Consider the following 15,680-nt stretch of genomic DNA (forward strand, 5'->3'; position numbering starts at 1 on the left):
ATTGGCGTATGATTTCGCGTGAGCGTGCAAGAATTTGGTGATCGTACGAATAGATCGACATCGGCGCACTCCTCTGCCTTGCAGGCGGGAGCACGATCGGTCTCTCAGTCACCGACGCCTACGGACAGTGCCTCGGCCGATGATGGCAGTGAGTTTGCGGTTCTGATCGCTCCGGCGCCAGCGCTTTCTTTCGATCCAGCGGCGCGACTTTCCCGGAAAATTTCAATTGGCTCGATCTAGCCGTCAACTCATGCGGATGGTGCGGGTGATTTGGTGCGCTTCCCCGTGCTTCAGATTGAGCCCTTCTATCTCGGCCGGGGTCAACTGTTCCTGCAACAACGAGGCGGACCAGCCCTCCGGAATGGCGCTTAGAACCAGGTTCACCGCTTCCTCGGGAGATGATGCCGCGGCAACCCAAAGCCTGTTCGCGCGGTCGTCGGTCAAGACGCGGACGAGATGGACACCTGTCGTCGAGGAGCTTGCCATTTAGTCGCTCGCTGAAGCCTTATCTTCCGGCGAGAAGCGCCTGCAGGGTTAAATGCGTCCGACACGGGTTGGTTCAAAGCCGAAATCTGCCGAGGCCAGCCGGCGCTCCTGCCCTCGATCAGTGGCAGCATCTCCTTCTGCCCGGCCGCCTTTATTTGCTTCTTGGCGGGCTTCGATTCGTACTCCTGGCCGATGGATGCACGCAGCGCCTCCAGGCGCACCAGCATGTGCCCGAGATAGATTTCAACTACGTCCTTCTGCTTGTCAGGCGGCGTAATTCGCCTTCTCCGATGCGGATTAACCCATGTTAATTAGTCTTGGCTCCTGATCACTTTGGATATTACTCCCGGCGAGCAAATCGCATCGGCTCTGTCTTCGAAAGGAGACCGGAGTGGGACCACTACATCCGGTGGCGGCGAAATGAAAAGACGCCGCCAGCGCCCTATTTTCCCAACTCGCCTAGAAGGCGTTCAACATCTTGTTCGTGGAGGCGCTGGGTAGCTCTCAATGTGGCGAGCAACCTCCTTGCTTCGACGGTGTCGTGGCCATCTCGGTCGAGCTCTGCGATCCGTTCCTCTTGGCGCAGCAGGTGGCGCTTACCTTCGGCTACGTGCCGCTCGGCTTGGGCGAGATGCTGTCGCAGGATGGCGCGATCCATTACCGCAGCGTACGGCAAAAAATTAAGGCTGTCGTTCCGTTTGGCACCTGATGCAAGTGCTTGCGAAGCTTTTCGATGATCTCCCGCGAGCAGCGGCGTGAAGAGGCTGAATCACGCGGCATTCCCAGCGTCATTCGTTTCTATACTTACCTCCACCAGGATGATCGATCCGCTGATCGCGACGACGCTCATTGCGCTCGGTATGGGAGCGGCGACGTCACGCCCCGCGCCCTGGTGCTCCGGACCCGCTCTCGCGGCGGTGATCGCCCAGCAGACAGTGGTCACCTCGGCTCCACTCGCTCCGACACTTGGGCCTTGTGGTACAGCGCCTTTCCTGTCACGGCATCGGCCGGGCTCATTCCGGCGGGTAGTTGTTGCTGGCACGGCCGTTGCTCAGTTTCAGTGGCCGGCATCGGGGCCGAGTTTGAAACAGGGCCGCCGACGGGACCGCGCATTTCGAGCCCGGCGGCACATTTTCGGCACTGTCAGCGGCGTAACCGCCGGCGATGACTTACCAGCCGCTGGCGGTTCCGGTGCCTGCGGCGCCAAGCCCCAATTGACTCGCGTCTCAGGTCGCAGCGGCGTATACGTGCGCAATCACCGTTCCGCATCTTGGCATTTGCCGGTGACCGAGAGCGTTGCGCTCCCGCCTCTGCGCAGGGAGTCGCTATGGCCCAACCTCAACGCCCGCCGTCCACCATTTCACCGGTTGCATTCGAGCGCCCCGCCTGTCCGAAATGCAAAGCCGCGATGATGCTCGTCAGCATCGAGCCGGCACGCCCTGGCATCGACCTGCATACGTTTGAATGCGCCGTCTGCAATCACGTGCTCACGACCCTGGCCGCGTTTGAAGATTCTACGCCTTCCAAGGCCCTTGGCCGCTGGCTTCAAGGCGATTTGCACCCGCCCAAGTAATGCCGCTGCCGAGATCGCGTTGAAAAACGAAGCTCCACAGGAAGCGCTTCCTGCGGGCTCTTTCATTGGTCGCAATCTCCTCAGGCGCCGCGCATTAGCGGCAAGCCTTTGCCGGTTTTACTTCAGTTGGGATCGCAGCCGGCGACGACTGCCCCGGCGGCGATTTGCCGGGCCTGGGAAGGCCGCCGGTGAGTTACGGGCGCGCGCCTAAGCGTAAAGAAAAGCGCGACGCATCTCAAACCACTCGAGAGGATCGTATGCTACTCGGCAAGCCAACCCTCTTCAAACAGGGCTCTGCGCATCGCCGTGTGGACTTCCGCCCTTCTCGCCCCAAAACGGGCCTGCGCCAAATCCTGCCGGACAGCCTGCCAGCACGGCAACTTTCGGCGAGGAAGTTCGACGTTCTTCAAAATGAAAGCCCCAACGTCATCGAACGTCCGAAGCACGCATTCGCCGCCCGGGGGCGCTGGCATTCACCTTGATCGGCTCAAAAGCAAATTCACCCATTGGATACAGATCCGCTAAACCGGACTTCCGTAGTCTCCCCTCGCAGCGCTCATCGCATGATTGAACGTCACCCCGACGCGCAGCCATTCGGCTAACATACCATTGTTCGCGTCAACGACGAACTGCTGGACCAGTTCGATTTGTCCCCGTGCGTGTCACCGGGTCCGCCTCAAAGGCTTGCTTCCCCTTTGCGGCCCACAGCGCTCGCGCTCGTTCGCCCTGATCACTTTTGAGCTTGTCGGCGCTCCAGAGCAGCGCGCCGAAGATCGTGGCGCGGTCGTCGCCGGTCAGGTCCACGATACCGGCTTTGACGACGAGGCCGCCCAGTTCGATGAGGTGCCGCGTGCGCTTGCGGCGCTCGACCTGCCATGTACGCATGTCATGCCGCGCCCTTGCGGCTTGGTGTCGGTTGCCCGCCGCTCGATTGCGCAGGAGCGCCGTCTGCGTTGCGGTCAGTTGTTGGTGCATTTCGCCGCGGCCGGCTTTGAAAAAATGCTGCCCCGCGCCTGGCCCATGCCTCCCTCTTTCCGGCCTCTTTTGTCTCGGCCAGCACGATCAGGGCGCCGGCCAGTTCATGGGAGCTAAGTGCATCTGCCCCGGTGGCGATGACCAGTTCACCAAGCTGCTGCACCTTGCGGCTCTTGAGATCGCCCGCCTTGTCTTGAAGCGCTTTCAGTTCCCCGTCGAAATCCCTCGGCTTGCGCATCGCGTCCTCCAGCAATGTTGGTGGAGCGATGATAGTTGAGCCCTGAGCATTATGCCTTAGGGTCGTCAGGACGGCCTGGGACGCGGTAGTCCCTCCCGAGAATTTTTCGAGGGAGGGCGCGCTTATACGTCATGCCGACGTGCGCTTCGCCATGTAGATGATCCGGTCGCGATGGCGATCTATCATCTTCACGTCAAGGTCATTGGCCGCAAATCCGGCGCAAGCGCGGTGGCATCAGCCGCCTACCGTTCGGGCTCGCGGCTGCGCGACGAGCGCTTAGACCGCAGCCACGACTTTTCAGGCAAGCGCTGCGTCGTCCATTCCGAGGTGATGCTGCCGGAGAATGCGCCGGAAGCATGGCGCGACCGCGAACGGCTGTGGAACGATGTCGAGGCGTTCGAAGTCAGGAAGGATGCCCAACTTGCCCGCGAGGTCGAGTTCGCCCTTCCGCGCGAGATGAGTGAGCGCGACGGCATCGAACTCGCCCGCGACTTCGTTCGGGGCGAATTCGTGGATCGAGGCATGATCGCCGATCTCAATGTGCATTGGGACATGGCCGAGGACGGCATGCCCAAACCCCATGCCCATGTCATGCTGACCATGCGCGCGGTGGACGAAAATGGTTTTGGCCAGAAGGTGCGAGACTGGAACCGCACCGAGATGGTCGAGCGCTGGCGCGAACGCTGGGCTGAACTTGCCAACGAACGCCTGGCCGAACTCGACATCGACGCGCGCATCGACCATCGCAGCCTTGAAGCACAGGGCATTGCACTGGAGCCGCAGAGCCAGATTGGCGCGCCCGCCAAACGTATCGAGGGTCGGGGCATAGGAGGCAAAGAGCTCGAAGCCGACCGCGCGGAGATGCACCGCGAGATCGCGCGCGGCAATGGTGCGCGGATCATCGCTGATCCCTCCGTCGCACTGGACGCCATCACACATCAACAATCGACGTTCACGCAGCGCGACCTGGCGAAGTTCGCGCACCGGTACAGCGACGGCATCGACCAGTTCAACGAAGTCATGCGCGCGATACGGGGCGTCCCAGATCTGGTCCAACTCGGCAAGGATATCAGCGGCGAAGATCGCTTCACCACCCGCGGAATGATCGAGGCGGAACAACGCCTGTACCGCGCGGCTGAGGTGATAGCCGAACGGGGTCGCCATGAGGTCCGTGATGGGGATCGCGGACCGGCGCTGGCGCGTGCGGAAGAACGCGGGCTTGTCCTTTCGGACGAGCAGGCCGATGCATTGGTGCATATCACGGATGGACGCGATTTGGGCGTCGTGGTCGGCCATGCCGGAACGGGCAAGAGCGCGGTATTGGGCGTGGCGCGGGAGGCCTGGGAGGCCGCGGGCTACGAGGTCCGGGGCGTGGCCCTTTCTGGCATCGCGGCAGAAAATCTCGAAAGCGGATCGGGCATATCGTCACGCACGATCGCCAGCCTGGAGCATGGCTGGGGACAGGGCCGCGACCTACTCACGTCGCGCGATGTCCTGGTCATCGACGAGGCCGGCATGGTCGGCACGCGGCAGTTGGAGCGCGTGCTGTCCCATGCCGCCGAGGCTGGCGCAAAGGTGGTGCTCGTTGGCGATCCCAAGCAGTTGCAATCGATCGAAGCGGGCGCGGCGTTCCGCTCGATCCATGAGCGCCATGGCGGCGTTGAAATCGGTGAGATACGCCGCCAGCGGGAGGACTGGCAGCGCGACGCCACGCGCGATCTCGCCAATGGCAAAACCGGGAATGCGCTGGAAGCCTACCGCTCCCACGACATGGTACATGAGGCTCAAACCCGCGAGCATGCGCGCGGCAATCTGATCGAGCGTTGGGATCGCGAGCGGCGGTCTGAGCCGGAGCGTAGCCGGATCATCCTCACCCATACAAACGACGAGGTCCGCGCCCTCAATGAGGCCGCACGGGAGCGGATGCGGGCTGCCGGCGACCTGGGGGATGAGGTGCGCCTTGTGGTCGAGCGCGGCGAGCGAAGTTTCGCCAGTGGGGATCGCATCATGTTCCTGCAAAACGAGCGCGGTCTTGGCGTCAAGAACGGCACGCTCGGCACCATCGAACAAGTGAGCGTGCGGTCCATGACCGTGCAGACCGACGATGGCCGCTCCGTTGGCTTCGACCTCAAGGATTATGACCGGATCGATCATGGCTATGCGGCGACCATTCACAAGGCGCAGGGCATGACGGTGGACCACGCCCATGTACTGGCGACGCCCGGTATGGATGCCCACAGCAGCTATGTCGCCCTGTCGCGGCACCGAGAAGGCGTGGAGCTGCATTATGGCCGCGACGATTTTGCCAGCGAGGGGCAGCTTGTCCGCACCCTGTCGCGCGATCGCGCCAAGGACATGGTATCCGACTACGATCGCGCCGATCCGGCACAGAGGTACGCCGAGCGGCGCGGCATCACCTTCCGGGAGCGCGTTGTCGAGATCGTGCGCAAGGTCGTGCCGGAGAAAGTGCGCAACATGTTCGAAGGGCCCCACGCTCCTTCAGATTTGCCCGGCATGGATGGCGGACGGAGGCTGGAACGGGAAACACCGGAAAGGGAAAGGAGTGTTACCGCAGGCGAGCGGCGCGAGACCGAAGCGCCGGAGCGGAAGGCGGCGGAAGACCTGGAAAAGGAAATGCGTCGTTTCCGCACTCGGATGCTCGTGCGCCATGCCCGCGCCGTGGATGCGATCTTCGAAGCGCAGGAGATGGGCGGCCAGGCAAGTCCCGAGCAGGTGAAAGAACTGCAAAAGGTCCGAAAAATCTTCGAGGAGGTGCGGCCCTATGGCTCGGTCGACGCTGAAGCCGCCTACAAGAAGGATCCGGACCTTGCCCACGAGGCGGCTGGAGGCCGGGTCAACCGCGCCATTCGCGCGCTCCAGCTTGAGACCGAACTGCGAATCGATCCAGGCCGCTACGCCGACCGCTTCGTGGAGCACTGGCAGAAACTCGATCAGTCCAGCCTACGCCAGTATCAGGCGGGCGACATGTCCGGCTACAGGGCCACGCGCTCGGCGATGGGCGACATGGCGCGAAGCCTCGAGCGCGATCCACAACTGGAATCCCTCCTCGAGAACCGCAAGCGGGAGCTTGGCATCTCCTTCGAATCAGGACGACGGCTCGGCCTTGAACTTGCTTTCGCTCACGGCATCGACCTCGGCAGAGGACGCGGCCTCGGAATCTGATCCATCCTATTTGCCGCCGACCAAACGCCATCATACTACGACATGTAAATTGCTCTTGCCCGTCGGCAACGGCTGTCCTGTCTGGCCTCAGAAGCCGTCAGAAACAGCCAGCAGGAGGCAGCGCAGCTATGCGCGAACCAGATCGTATCATCCGTTTGAAAACCGTTCTCGCCAGGACCGGGCTGTCTCGATCCACTATCTACCGCAAGATCGCCGCGGGCACGTTCCCGACCAAAATCAAGATCAGCGCCAACGGCACCGGCTGGCATGAATCCGACATAAACCGTTGGATTGCCGATCCAGTTGGCTGGCGTCCAGAACGCGGGTTTGATGAATTCCGGTGATCCAAGGACCAGCCTGCGCGACACGATGCCGGGTACTGAAGGCCAAGGATGTATATGCATATGAGCGCAGCGGTCGACACGACCTTGGAGCTGATCCACCGACACTGGCGCAGCCCTATCGGTTGATGTTGGCACTCACCTAAGTCAGAATCCGGTTACGTCAGCACAAGAACTACGATTATCGGGACGCTCTTAATCTTCGTAGAGTTTTTGGTTATTCGGCAAGGTCAGCATATTTCAAGTTGCCGAGCTTCTCCTTGAATGCAATTGCCATAGAGCACTTTTTCCTCCGGGAAAAAGGCGAATATGCCATCCGGAGTGTGCGACGGCCCCAGGTAAATGCCGCGGATGCGTCCATCTTGAAGGGTGAGGTCGGAAGCGTAAGTCTTGTCAGGCAGCACGAGCGGTAGCACGGGATATTCGGGAAAGCTTGAACGCGTGAATTGAACAATGTCCTCCCATCCACGCGCCTTCTGCTGCCGCGTCATTTCAGTGGCCACAATCTTTGCTCCGATGGCCTTGAAGTAAGCATCCCCACCGGCGCGATCGGTATTTTCTGTCCGGTCAGCGCGGCTTTTTTTCTAATGGACTAACTCCATCACTAGATGGCAGCCCCAACGTTGCACGAAGATCGGAGATTGAGCCGGCCCCCAAACCTTGCAGATTGAGCAGTCTTTCATCGGAGGCTTCTCGGATCTCGCCTATGGTCTTAAAGCCTCCCGCCTCCAGCGCCTTGTAGATGCGTGCTGGAAACCGAACGCGATCTACCGGCGTATCGTCAGGCAATTCCGGCATCGGGTCGAGTTGATCGCCATCCTCCTTGGTCGTCTTGCCGTCCATCTCGAACTCGCGTCTTGCGTAAGGCTTTCAACTGCCAAGTAATCACCTGAGTTCCCGGCTCGCTCGCGCCCTATGGGCTCACCCGGAGCGATTAATCAGGCCTCGGCGGTAACGGCGGTGGCGCAATCGAAACGCCATGACGGCCGATCCCGATGCTATTGCGGACCTACTGTCGCCACGGCTTTATGCAACTGAGGCGGCCTAATCGTCCCAAACGCGCTGACCGCAGTCTTTTAATGCGATGCATGCATGCGTCACCTTGGATGCCTTGCAGCGGTGCATCGAAGGCAGTGACGTGCTGAACCGCTCGGTTACACCGGGCGCCGAATAGAGCGCTTCGGAAATGCAGATTTCGCCGACAAAATGGCGCCACTGAAAACACTTGAGAATTTCCCCTTCAACGCAGTGGAATCGAACCCGCTTACAAAACGGAATCGAACTCCATCAACAAGCTTGTCCAACGAATCCGCGTGCTACCAATGAGCTTAGTACGGCGTCGGCCAACGGCTCTGGCCCTACGCCCAGCGTCCTCAAATGAACATCAGCATCGACCGGTGGTTCGTAAGGGGCGTCCACTCCCGTGAAATTTTTTAGCTTGCCCAATTTGGCCTTCGAGTAGAGTCCTTTTGGATCACGCCGCATGCATTCGCCGAGAGGCGTATCAACGAAAACTTCGATGAAGTTATCGTCGCCTACGAGACCGCGCACCATCTCGCGTTCCGCTCCGTACGGTGAGATGAACGCACAGATTACGATCAAGCCGCTGTCAACCATCAGTTTGGCCACCTCCCCTGCACGGCGGATGTTCTCGACCCTGTCGGCCTCGGTAAACCCAAGATCCCGATTGAGACCACGCCTGAGATTGTCGCCGTCCAAGAGCATTGTGTGGTGGGACATTGACAAAAGCTTCTGGTCAAGAAGATTGGCAATGGTTGACTTCCCTGCACCGGACAGACCGGTGAACCAAACGACGCATGGTTTTTGGCGCTTTAGGGCTGCGCGCTCGTCCACACCAACCGAGAGCGGCTGCCAAGCGACATTGGCGGCGCGGCTCAAAGGAAAGACAATCATTCCAGCGCCGACAGTTTCGTTAGTGTAACGGTCAATGATGATGAAGGACCCAGTCAGCCGGTTCGCTTCATAAGGATCAAAGGCTGTCGGCACCGCTAGCTCAATGTTGCAGAAACCGATTTCATTCTGGCTTAAAGTTCGGGCTGCCAGATGCCCACCTCTATCCACATCGACTTTGTATTTGACTGACGTGATGCTGCCCAAAGAGATCGAACGCGTGCTGATCCGGAACGCATACGACCGGCCCGGTATCATGGCCTCTTGCCCCATCCAGATCAGATTTGCCGCAAAATGGTCGGCAAAATCCGGTTGTTCCACCGGCTTTACCATAACGTCACCGCGGCCGATGTCGATTTCGTCCGATAGCGTAATAGTCACCGCATCGCCGGCCCCAGCGCACGCTAGTTCGCCATCATACGTGACGATCTCTTTGACCACCGACTTACGATCCGAGCCAGCAACCATGATCTCGTCACCGACTGCGACGCTCCCTGAGGCGACTGTTCCAGCATAACCGCGGAAATCCGGGCTCGGCCTGTTCACCCACTGCACTGGGAAGCGGAAGGGCTGGCCAACGTTCTCCCGCTGGACGTCAACAGTTTCCAGATAATTCAACAAACAAGGGCCGCGATACCAGCCAGTTTTGACGGATCGACTGATGACGTTATCACCGAATCGCGCCGAGATGGGCACCGCTACCACCGACTTAAAACGCAAAATCGAGGAGAACGCTTCGTAATCGCGCACGATTCGGTCAAAGACTTCTCTTCGATAATCGACCAAGTCGATCTTGTTTACAGCCAACACAGCGTGTCGGATACCTAGCAGCGAGCAAATCACGGAGTGACGTTTAGTTTGCGTTACCACTCCCTTGCGCGCATCCACGAGAATGATCGCAAGTTGGGCATTGGATGCACCGGTGGCCATATTCCGAGTATATTGTTCGTGGCCCGGAGTATCGGCGACGACAAAGGAGCGTCGAAGCGTGGTGAAGAACCGATACGCGACATCAATAGTGATGCCCTGCTCGCGTTCAGCCTCGAGACCATCCACGAGCAGCGCAAGATCAATCTCACCGGCACCCGTGCCGTATCTGGCGCTGTCGCGTGCGACTGCCTGTAGCTGATCCCGACAAATCGACCCGCTATCATGCAGGAGGCGACCAATCAGTGTCGACTTGCCGTCGTCGACAGAGCCGCAAGTTAGCAAGCGCAGCTGGTCTTTGCTGCCGATGGCGGCGAACTCCCTTGTGAGGCTCATATCCATCTAAAAATAACCTTCGCGCTTTTTTCGCTCCATTGACGCCGCCTCATCGGCGTCAATCAAACGTCCCTGACGCTCAGAGACGTCGGCTTGCTCTAATTCTGCAAGAATGCCGCTTACTGTCGCAGCTCTGGATTCGATAGCACCAGTCAAGGGATAACATCCGAGTGTGCGGAAACGGACCATTCTGTATTCGGGCATTTCGTTCGGGCGCAACGGAAGCCGGTCGTCATCGACCACAATTAAATTTCCGTCGCGATGAACGGTGAGTCGCGTCTTGGCAAAATAGAGCGGAACGACAGGTATATTCTCCCGCATGATGTATTCCCAGATGTCGAGCTCCGTCCAATTCGACATCGCAAACACGCGCATCGTTTCGCCCTGGCGGATGCGGGCGTTGAAGAGATTCCACAGCTCCGGCCTCTGATTTCGGGCATCCCACACGTGCCCGGGCAAACGAAGAGAGAAGATGCGCTCCTTGGCCCTGCTCATTTCCTCATCGCGCCGAGCACCGCCAAGTGCCGCGTCAAAGTGGTGGAGATCGAGCGCTTGCTTGAGGGCATCACTCTTCATTACCCGCGTGTGTAACGCCGATCCCGAGCTGATCGGGTTGACGCCTCTTGAAATTCCCTCCTGATTTACATGTACGATCAGATCAAGACCAAGCCGCCTCACAGTCTCGTCCCGAAAGCTGATCATCTCGCGAAACTTCCACGTCGTATCTATGTGCATCAGCGGAAACGGTATTTTGGCTGGATAGAATGCCTTGGCCGCAAGGTGAAGCATCACGCTCGAGTCCTTGCCGATCGAATAGAGCAAAACGGGTTTCCTAAACTCGGCGACCACCTCACGCAGGATCTCGATGGATTCAGCCTCGAGCCGCCGCAGATGTGGCGGCAGCATGCTAGTTTTTGACCTTATGATGCTTGGCGCGTTCATCCTAAACTCCTACATGCCGGAGGTATGCCAATCGGTGCGGGAATGATCACACCGCCGGCCGCAAGGTCATAGGACCTTCAACACAATACGACGGCTCCCCGGCGATTACCCTCTGGGCTCAGCCAGAAATTTGCATCGCTATATTTCGCAAATACGTCGGGCGGCACGCATGGTTCTCGTGATTGATGCTCGACTTTGTCACGCACCTTGTGCATCCCGGGCATACCTAAGTGAGCATCGTAGTCCGGCTCGTCGTAAGCCACGTTGTCATAATCATGAGCAAAGGCCGGTTCGCCGAGCTCGGCGTAAAGGCGATTCATCACGATTGCCGGATTGCGCACGAAGCTGTCGTAGTTGATGACGATCAGCCGTTTCGCGCTGTCGCTAAACCATGCCTCCCTCAATGAGGCCCAGGCAAGTCCAACAAAGCCGTTATCGGAATTCATGAGCGACTGGACACGGGAATATACGGTTCCTCCTGCCTGAAAATTGAAGACGCGCGACAACTGCATCGGATTCTTGCGGAGCATCCGCTCAACACTATCAATGATCCAGCCTACCTCGCGGACACAGCAGATGATCCGGCAATTCGGATATATCTCCTTTAGCAGCGGCGCCTTGGCTGCCCACGTGCGGTTTGTATCAAAGAGAATTTTCTCGGGCCCGACGTCGGCGTAGTAACCTTCAAAGATGCCTTTGATGATGGTCCTGCGGCGCTCATCGTTGAAAAACGATGAGAACTCGCTTGCGCCGCTCATTTTCGGCAGCACGGCGCCGACCAGAGACGCAACCGGACTGGTCATCGCGGCCGACATTCGCGGATTTTGCCTCAGCAAGGCCGACAAAAGCGTCGAGCCCGAGCGTGGCAATCCTGAAATGAAATGCATCTTGCGCATGCTCACCTCGCTTTTCTTTTGGTCCACAAAATTCTTCATCACCTCACCGTTCCCTCAGGCTCTCGTGCCTATAGCGCAGCAGTGGTGACAAAAGGTATTCGATAACGCGACGGGATCCCGTCTTGATTTCCACGGTCACCCCCATCCCCGGCTCCAGATTGACAAGCTTGTCCTCGATTTGCATTTTCATGCGATCTAGCGAGACGCGGGCTTGGTAACCAAGTCTTTGCCGCTGAGGATCTCCTGAGCCGTTGCTTGTGTCCGGCGACTTGGGCGAATTCGCTGAATTGACCTTGGCCGCGCTATCCTCGACGACGGCATCATCCGACACATTCAAGACCCGGCCATGCAGAAGGCCATAGCGAGTAAAATCGAATGTGCCGACCTTAATTTCAGCGGCCTGTCCCTGACGCACAAAACCTATGTCATCATTCGAGACCATGGCTTCGATCTCGAGATGGCTATCCTCGGGAACAATGAGCATTATCTGTTGCGCCGGCGTTACAACGCCACCGAGGGTATGAACGGCAAGCTGCTGAACCGTCCCGTCGACCGCCGCGCGTAGTCGCCGCTCCTCGATCTTCTGATCCGCCTTGACCAAATCCTGGGTCAGCTCCGCTACCTTTTGTTCGGCCTCACTTAGGTCGCTCAGGATTTTGTGGGTGTACTCGGCTCGGGCTTGATCGCGTTGTCGCTCGAGGGCTTCGCGGGCAGCCGCTGTTCCGTTCGCATGGCGCTGCTGAACCGTAAGCTCATTCTGTTGATCGACGAGTTTGGTTTGGGCCTCGAGATAAGCGATCTTGTTTCCGAACTCGATTTTCATAGCCTTTTCGCGAACACCGGCCTCCTCCTTCACTAGCGGCAGCGAGGCCTGAACCTTCGCGATGCTGGCCTCAATCTCCTCCATCTCGGCGCGCTTCTGGTCGATTTGCTTATCGAGGGCAGCAAGTTTTTGCTCCTGTTCGCTGGCTTGCGCGAGCATCGCAGCCTGTGCCTTCGAGACTTCTGCTTCTGACGCCTGAGGTGGCGCCACAAAATGAAGATCGCTGCTCCCACCGGCTTCGCGCAACGCAAGCAATCTTGCGGTGTCTAGCTGAGCTTTCAGAAGATCATGCGCCGTACGAAGGCGCTCGGCATTGACGATCGTTGAATGAAGTTCGATCAGCACCTGGCCGGCTTTGACGCGATCGCCATCCTGGACATGGATCGCGGATACGATGCCGGCTTCCAACGGCTGCACCGCTTTGGTACGCCCCGTTGGCACGATCTTGCCCGGCGCAACCGCGATAATTTCGACATGCCCCAGACATGCCCAAGCGATGGCGCCCGCCAAGAACGCCACGATGAGAGCCGAAACCGCCCGGCCCACCGGGGACGCCGGAGTTTCGAGAACCTCCAGCGCCGCCGGTAGGAACTCCAGTTCGGTCCGACGGCTCGATTGGGAACTTAAGGGCACGACGGTTGAGATGCGAGCATGAGCTGAATTAGGCAATTTCTTCGACTCCTGCCTGTAGCTTGTGAAGCGTCGCGTAGCGACCACCACTACGAACGAGCTCGCGATGGGTTCCCTGCTCGACTATTCGCCCACGCTCGATCGTGATGATCCGGTCGGCCCCTCGTACCGTAGACAATCGATGCGCGATGACTAGAACTGTCCGGCCCTTTGCAATCCGGCGCATATTGGTCTGAATGATGTGCTCGCTTTCGTAGTCGAGCGCGCTGGTTGCCTCATCGAAAATCAGGATGCGAGGGTCTGCAATCAAAGCACGCGCGATGGCAATTCGCTGCCGCTGTCCTCCCGAGAGACTCGCGCCGCGCTCTCCCACGACCGTGTCATAGCCTGACGGCAGCTCGAGAATGAACTCGTGCGCACCGGCGAGCTGGGCTGCAGCAACGACCCGATCCATTGGCAGCGCGGGATCGGCGAATGCGATGTTGTCTCGGATCGATCGGTTGAAGAGAACATTCTCCTGCAACACAACGCCCACCTGGCGGCGCAACCAAGCGACGTCGACGACGCCAAGGTCTATACCGTCCACCAATACCCGGCCGCCCTCCGGGACATACAACCGTTGCACGAGCTTGGTCAGTGTAGATTTACCGGAACCGGAGGGACCGACGATGCCGACCATCTCTCCGGCTGGGATGTGAAGGCTCACGTCCTTCAGTATCTCCCGACCATCCGGACGATACCGAAACGTCACATGTTCGAACTTGATATCTCCACGAATAGCAGGGAGTGCCGCCCGCGTTGGATTATAAGTCGGCTCCGGTGCCGCGTTGAGAATATCGCCAAGACGCTCGATGGATATCCGAACCTGATGGAAATCCTGGTAGACTTGTGCAAGGCGCAGCACAGGTTGCGCCACGCGACCAGCCAGCATGTTGAACGCGATCAATTCACCGATTGTGAGCTTGCCGCCGATGACGAGGTGAGCGCCGAAATAGAGCGTGAGTGCCGTCACCACCTTGCTGACATACTGCACAGCTTGGCTCGCCCAATTTCCCAGCGTCAAAACGCTGAAGCTCGATCGCGTATACGAAGCAAGCTGTTCCTCCCACCGCCGTTGCAATTGGGGCTCGACCGCCATGGCCTTGATGGTTTCGATGGCGGTGACGCTCTCAACCAAAAATGATTGATTCTCCGAGTTGCGCTCGAACTTCTCTTCGAGGCGCCGCCGGAACACGGGCGTGACCCCAGCCGAGAGCACGATGTAGAACGGAAACGAGCCGACAACGATCGATGCCAGCATCGGCGAGTAATAGAACATCACCGCGAGAAACACGAAGGTGAAGACAAGATCGATCACAAGCGTCAGCGCCGATCCGGTCAAGAAGTTTCGAATGGTCTCAAGCTCGCGAACGCGAGCAACCGAGTCCCCGGCGCGGCGGGCCTCGAAATAGCTGATCGGCAATGCCACAAGATGGCGGAACAAGCGAGCGCCAAGCTCCACATCAATGCGATTACAGGTATGGGCGAAGATATATGTGCGTAGCCCTGTCAGGATGCTCTCGAATGATGAGACGCTGATCAAGCCGACCGCCAGCACATCGAGCGTCGTAAACCCTTGATGGGCGAGGACCTTGTCTGTCACGACCTGAAAGAACAACGGCGTAACGAGCGCGAATAGCTGAAGGCAGAAAGATGCTATCAGTACCTCGCTGAAGACACGGCGGTACTTTGCGGTGGCTCTGAAAAACCAGGTAAGATCGAACTGGCGAGCCAAGTCGCCAAGCGACGCGCGTCGAGCCATCAAGACGATAGATCCGGTCCACTGCGCTTCGAATTCGGCGCGCGGGATGAGGATCGCTGCGCCAGCAGGCGGCTGAATCAGCGCTTGCTCCTGCGTGACCTTTGCGAGGATGACGAAGCTGCCGTCCGTCCGCTCGACAATGGCCGGCAATGATAATCTGGCGAGACGACTCCAGTTCGCCCTGACGGCGCGAGCTTTGAGCTTGAATTCGCGCGCGCACCTCAACATGTCCGTCATGCCCAGCCGGGCAGACCCGAAACGATGGCGAATCTGCGCAGCGTCGGCAGCGATTCCGTGGAAATGCAGGAGCAACGTCAGGCTTTCAAGCCCGGAATCAAGCTCCGCTGGCGTGACCGCTTTGAGCATTCTTCTTCTCTGTTCACAGTCTTGCTGTCGGCATGCCCCTGGGGGGCATGCCGTTGTGTGGTGATGTTTGACGTTGTTGTGCCGATCAGTGCGGGTGACTGGCCGCTACGAACGTATGATCGGGGTTCGCGGTCGACATCGCGTGCGGGGCTTGCGCCCAGCCGGCACCGCCGTCATGTAACGCGCCCATCGCCTGGACCATTTGCGCAAGCACGGGATTGGGCGTCGCGCTTTGCTGTGAGGTCCCCTGGG

15 protein-coding genes are annotated in these 15,680 nt (G+C 59.0%); 4 read left to right on the forward strand and 11 right to left on the reverse strand.

Annotated elements, in window-relative coordinates:
- Positions 1-243: 243 nt before the first annotated feature.
- Positions 244-486 (reverse strand): hypothetical protein, encoded by a 243-nt coding sequence (locus tag JOZ76_RS37895; RefSeq protein ID WP_291706478.1) that lies wholly within the window; start codon positions 484-486, stop codon positions 244-246.
- A 541-nt stretch (positions 487-1,027) separates the two neighbouring features.
- Between JOZ76_RS37895 and JOZ76_RS37900 the strand changes: the two genes are divergently transcribed.
- The gene (locus JOZ76_RS37900) at positions 1,028-1,195 is read left to right on the forward strand and encodes a hypothetical protein (protein ID WP_291706479.1); all 168 of its coding nucleotides are present in this window, start codon (positions 1,028-1,030) and stop codon (positions 1,193-1,195) included.
- Between the two features lie 651 nt (positions 1,196-1,846).
- On the opposite strand, the gene JOZ76_RS37905 is transcribed toward JOZ76_RS37900, so the two are convergent.
- Positions 1,847-2,125, reverse strand: coding sequence for a hypothetical protein (locus tag JOZ76_RS37905; RefSeq protein WP_291706480.1), 279 nt, complete (start codon positions 2,123-2,125; stop codon positions 1,847-1,849).
- A 191-nt stretch (positions 2,126-2,316) separates the two neighbouring features.
- Between JOZ76_RS37905 and JOZ76_RS37910 the strand changes: the two genes are divergently transcribed.
- Complete coding sequence (locus JOZ76_RS37910) at positions 2,317-2,541, forward strand: hypothetical protein (RefSeq protein WP_291706481.1); 225 nt, start codon at positions 2,317-2,319, stop codon at positions 2,539-2,541.
- Positions 2,542-2,677: 136 nt separating this feature from the next.
- Here JOZ76_RS37910 and JOZ76_RS37915 read toward each other — a convergent pair whose 3' ends face one another.
- Complete coding sequence (locus tag JOZ76_RS37915) at positions 2,678-2,944, reverse strand: conjugal transfer protein TraD (RefSeq protein WP_291706482.1); 267 nt, start codon at positions 2,942-2,944, stop codon at positions 2,678-2,680.
- Between the two features lies 1 nt (position 2,945).
- A complete protein-coding gene (locus tag JOZ76_RS37920; protein ID WP_291706483.1) occupies positions 2,946-3,272 on the reverse strand; it encodes a conjugal transfer protein TraD in 327 nt (108 codons plus the stop codon).
- Between the two features lie 171 nt (positions 3,273-3,443).
- Between JOZ76_RS37920 and traA the strand changes: the two genes are divergently transcribed.
- Complete coding sequence (gene traA / locus JOZ76_RS37925; protein WP_291706484.1) at positions 3,444-6,455, forward strand: Ti-type conjugative transfer relaxase TraA; 3,012 nt, start codon at positions 3,444-3,446, stop codon at positions 6,453-6,455.
- Between the two features lie 128 nt (positions 6,456-6,583).
- Entirely contained in the window at positions 6,584-6,799 is a 216-nt protein-coding gene (locus JOZ76_RS37930) for a helix-turn-helix transcriptional regulator (protein WP_291706485.1), read from the forward strand.
- A gap of 227 nt (positions 6,800-7,026) precedes the next feature.
- Here JOZ76_RS37930 and JOZ76_RS37935 read toward each other — a convergent pair whose 3' ends face one another.
- From JOZ76_RS37935 to JOZ76_RS37965, 7 genes are all read right to left on the reverse strand, one after another.
- Entirely contained in the window at positions 7,027-7,299 is a 273-nt protein-coding gene (locus JOZ76_RS37935) for a hypothetical protein (RefSeq protein ID WP_291706486.1), read from the reverse strand.
- A 64-nt stretch (positions 7,300-7,363) separates the two neighbouring features.
- A complete protein-coding gene (locus tag JOZ76_RS37940) occupies positions 7,364-7,639 on the reverse strand; it encodes a DNA-directed RNA polymerase subunit alpha C-terminal domain-containing protein (protein ID WP_291706487.1) in 276 nt (91 codons plus the stop codon).
- Positions 7,640-8,083: 444 nt separating this feature from the next.
- Positions 8,084-9,970 (reverse strand): sulfate adenylyltransferase subunit CysN, encoded by a 1,887-nt coding sequence (gene cysN, locus JOZ76_RS37945; protein ID WP_441300169.1) that lies wholly within the window; start codon positions 9,968-9,970, stop codon positions 8,084-8,086.
- Between the two features lie 6 nt (positions 9,971-9,976).
- Positions 9,977-10,912 (reverse strand): sulfate adenylyltransferase subunit CysD, encoded by a 936-nt coding sequence (cysD, locus tag JOZ76_RS37950; protein WP_291706489.1) that lies wholly within the window; start codon positions 10,910-10,912, stop codon positions 9,977-9,979.
- 77 nt (positions 10,913-10,989) lie between these two features.
- Positions 10,990-11,847: a sulfotransferase family protein gene (locus tag JOZ76_RS37955; RefSeq protein WP_291706490.1), complete on the reverse strand. Its 858-nt coding sequence runs from the start codon at positions 11,845-11,847 to the stop codon at positions 10,990-10,992.
- Between the two features lie 4 nt (positions 11,848-11,851).
- Positions 11,852-13,177 carry an HlyD family type I secretion periplasmic adaptor subunit gene (locus JOZ76_RS37960; protein WP_291706491.1) on the reverse strand — a complete coding sequence of 442 codons (1,326 nt, stop codon included), beginning with the start codon at positions 13,175-13,177 and terminating at the stop codon, positions 11,852-11,854.
- 115 nt (positions 13,178-13,292) lie between these two features.
- Positions 13,293-15,428: a type I secretion system permease/ATPase gene (locus tag JOZ76_RS37965; RefSeq protein ID WP_291706492.1), complete on the reverse strand. Its 2,136-nt coding sequence runs from the start codon at positions 15,426-15,428 to the stop codon at positions 13,293-13,295.
- Positions 15,429-15,680 lie beyond the last annotated feature (252 nt).

Origin of the sequence: Bradyrhizobium sp. (assembly GCF_019244115.1) — a bacterium.
Taxonomy (GTDB): Bacteria; Pseudomonadota; Alphaproteobacteria; order Rhizobiales; family Xanthobacteraceae; genus Bradyrhizobium.

Coding starts and splice junctions, on each gene's coding strand:
- JOZ76_RS37895 (WP_291706478.1), bottom strand. CDS start 486: ATGGCAAGCTCCTCGACGACAGGTGTCCATCTCGTCCGCGTCTTGACC.
- JOZ76_RS37905 (WP_291706480.1), bottom strand. CDS start 2,125: ATGAAAGAGCCCGCAGGAAGCGCTTCCTGTGGAGCTTCGTTTTTCAAC.
- JOZ76_RS37910 (WP_291706481.1), top strand. CDS start 2,317: ATGCTACTCGGCAAGCCAACCCTCTTCAAACAGGGCTCTGCGCATCGC.
- JOZ76_RS37915 (WP_291706482.1), bottom strand. CDS start 2,944: ATGCGTACATGGCAGGTCGAGCGCCGCAAGCGCACGCGGCACCTCATC.
- JOZ76_RS37920 (WP_291706483.1), bottom strand. CDS start 3,272: ATGCGCAAGCCGAGGGATTTCGACGGGGAACTGAAAGCGCTTCAAGAC.
- traA (WP_291706484.1), top strand. CDS start 3,444: ATGGCGATCTATCATCTTCACGTCAAGGTCATTGGCCGCAAATCCGGC.
- JOZ76_RS37930 (WP_291706485.1), top strand. CDS start 6,584: ATGCGCGAACCAGATCGTATCATCCGTTTGAAAACCGTTCTCGCCAGG.
- JOZ76_RS37940 (WP_291706487.1), bottom strand. CDS start 7,639: ATGGACGGCAAGACGACCAAGGAGGATGGCGATCAACTCGACCCGATG.
- cysN (WP_441300169.1), bottom strand. CDS start 9,970: ATGAGCCTCACAAGGGAGTTCGCCGCCATCGGCAGCAAAGACCAGCTG.
- cysD (WP_291706489.1), bottom strand. CDS start 10,912: ATGAACGCGCCAAGCATCATAAGGTCAAAAACTAGCATGCTGCCGCCA.
- JOZ76_RS37955 (WP_291706490.1), bottom strand. CDS start 11,847: ATGAAGAATTTTGTGGACCAAAAGAAAAGCGAGGTGAGCATGCGCAAG.
- JOZ76_RS37965 (WP_291706492.1), bottom strand. CDS start 15,428: ATGCTCAAAGCGGTCACGCCAGCGGAGCTTGATTCCGGGCTTGAAAGC.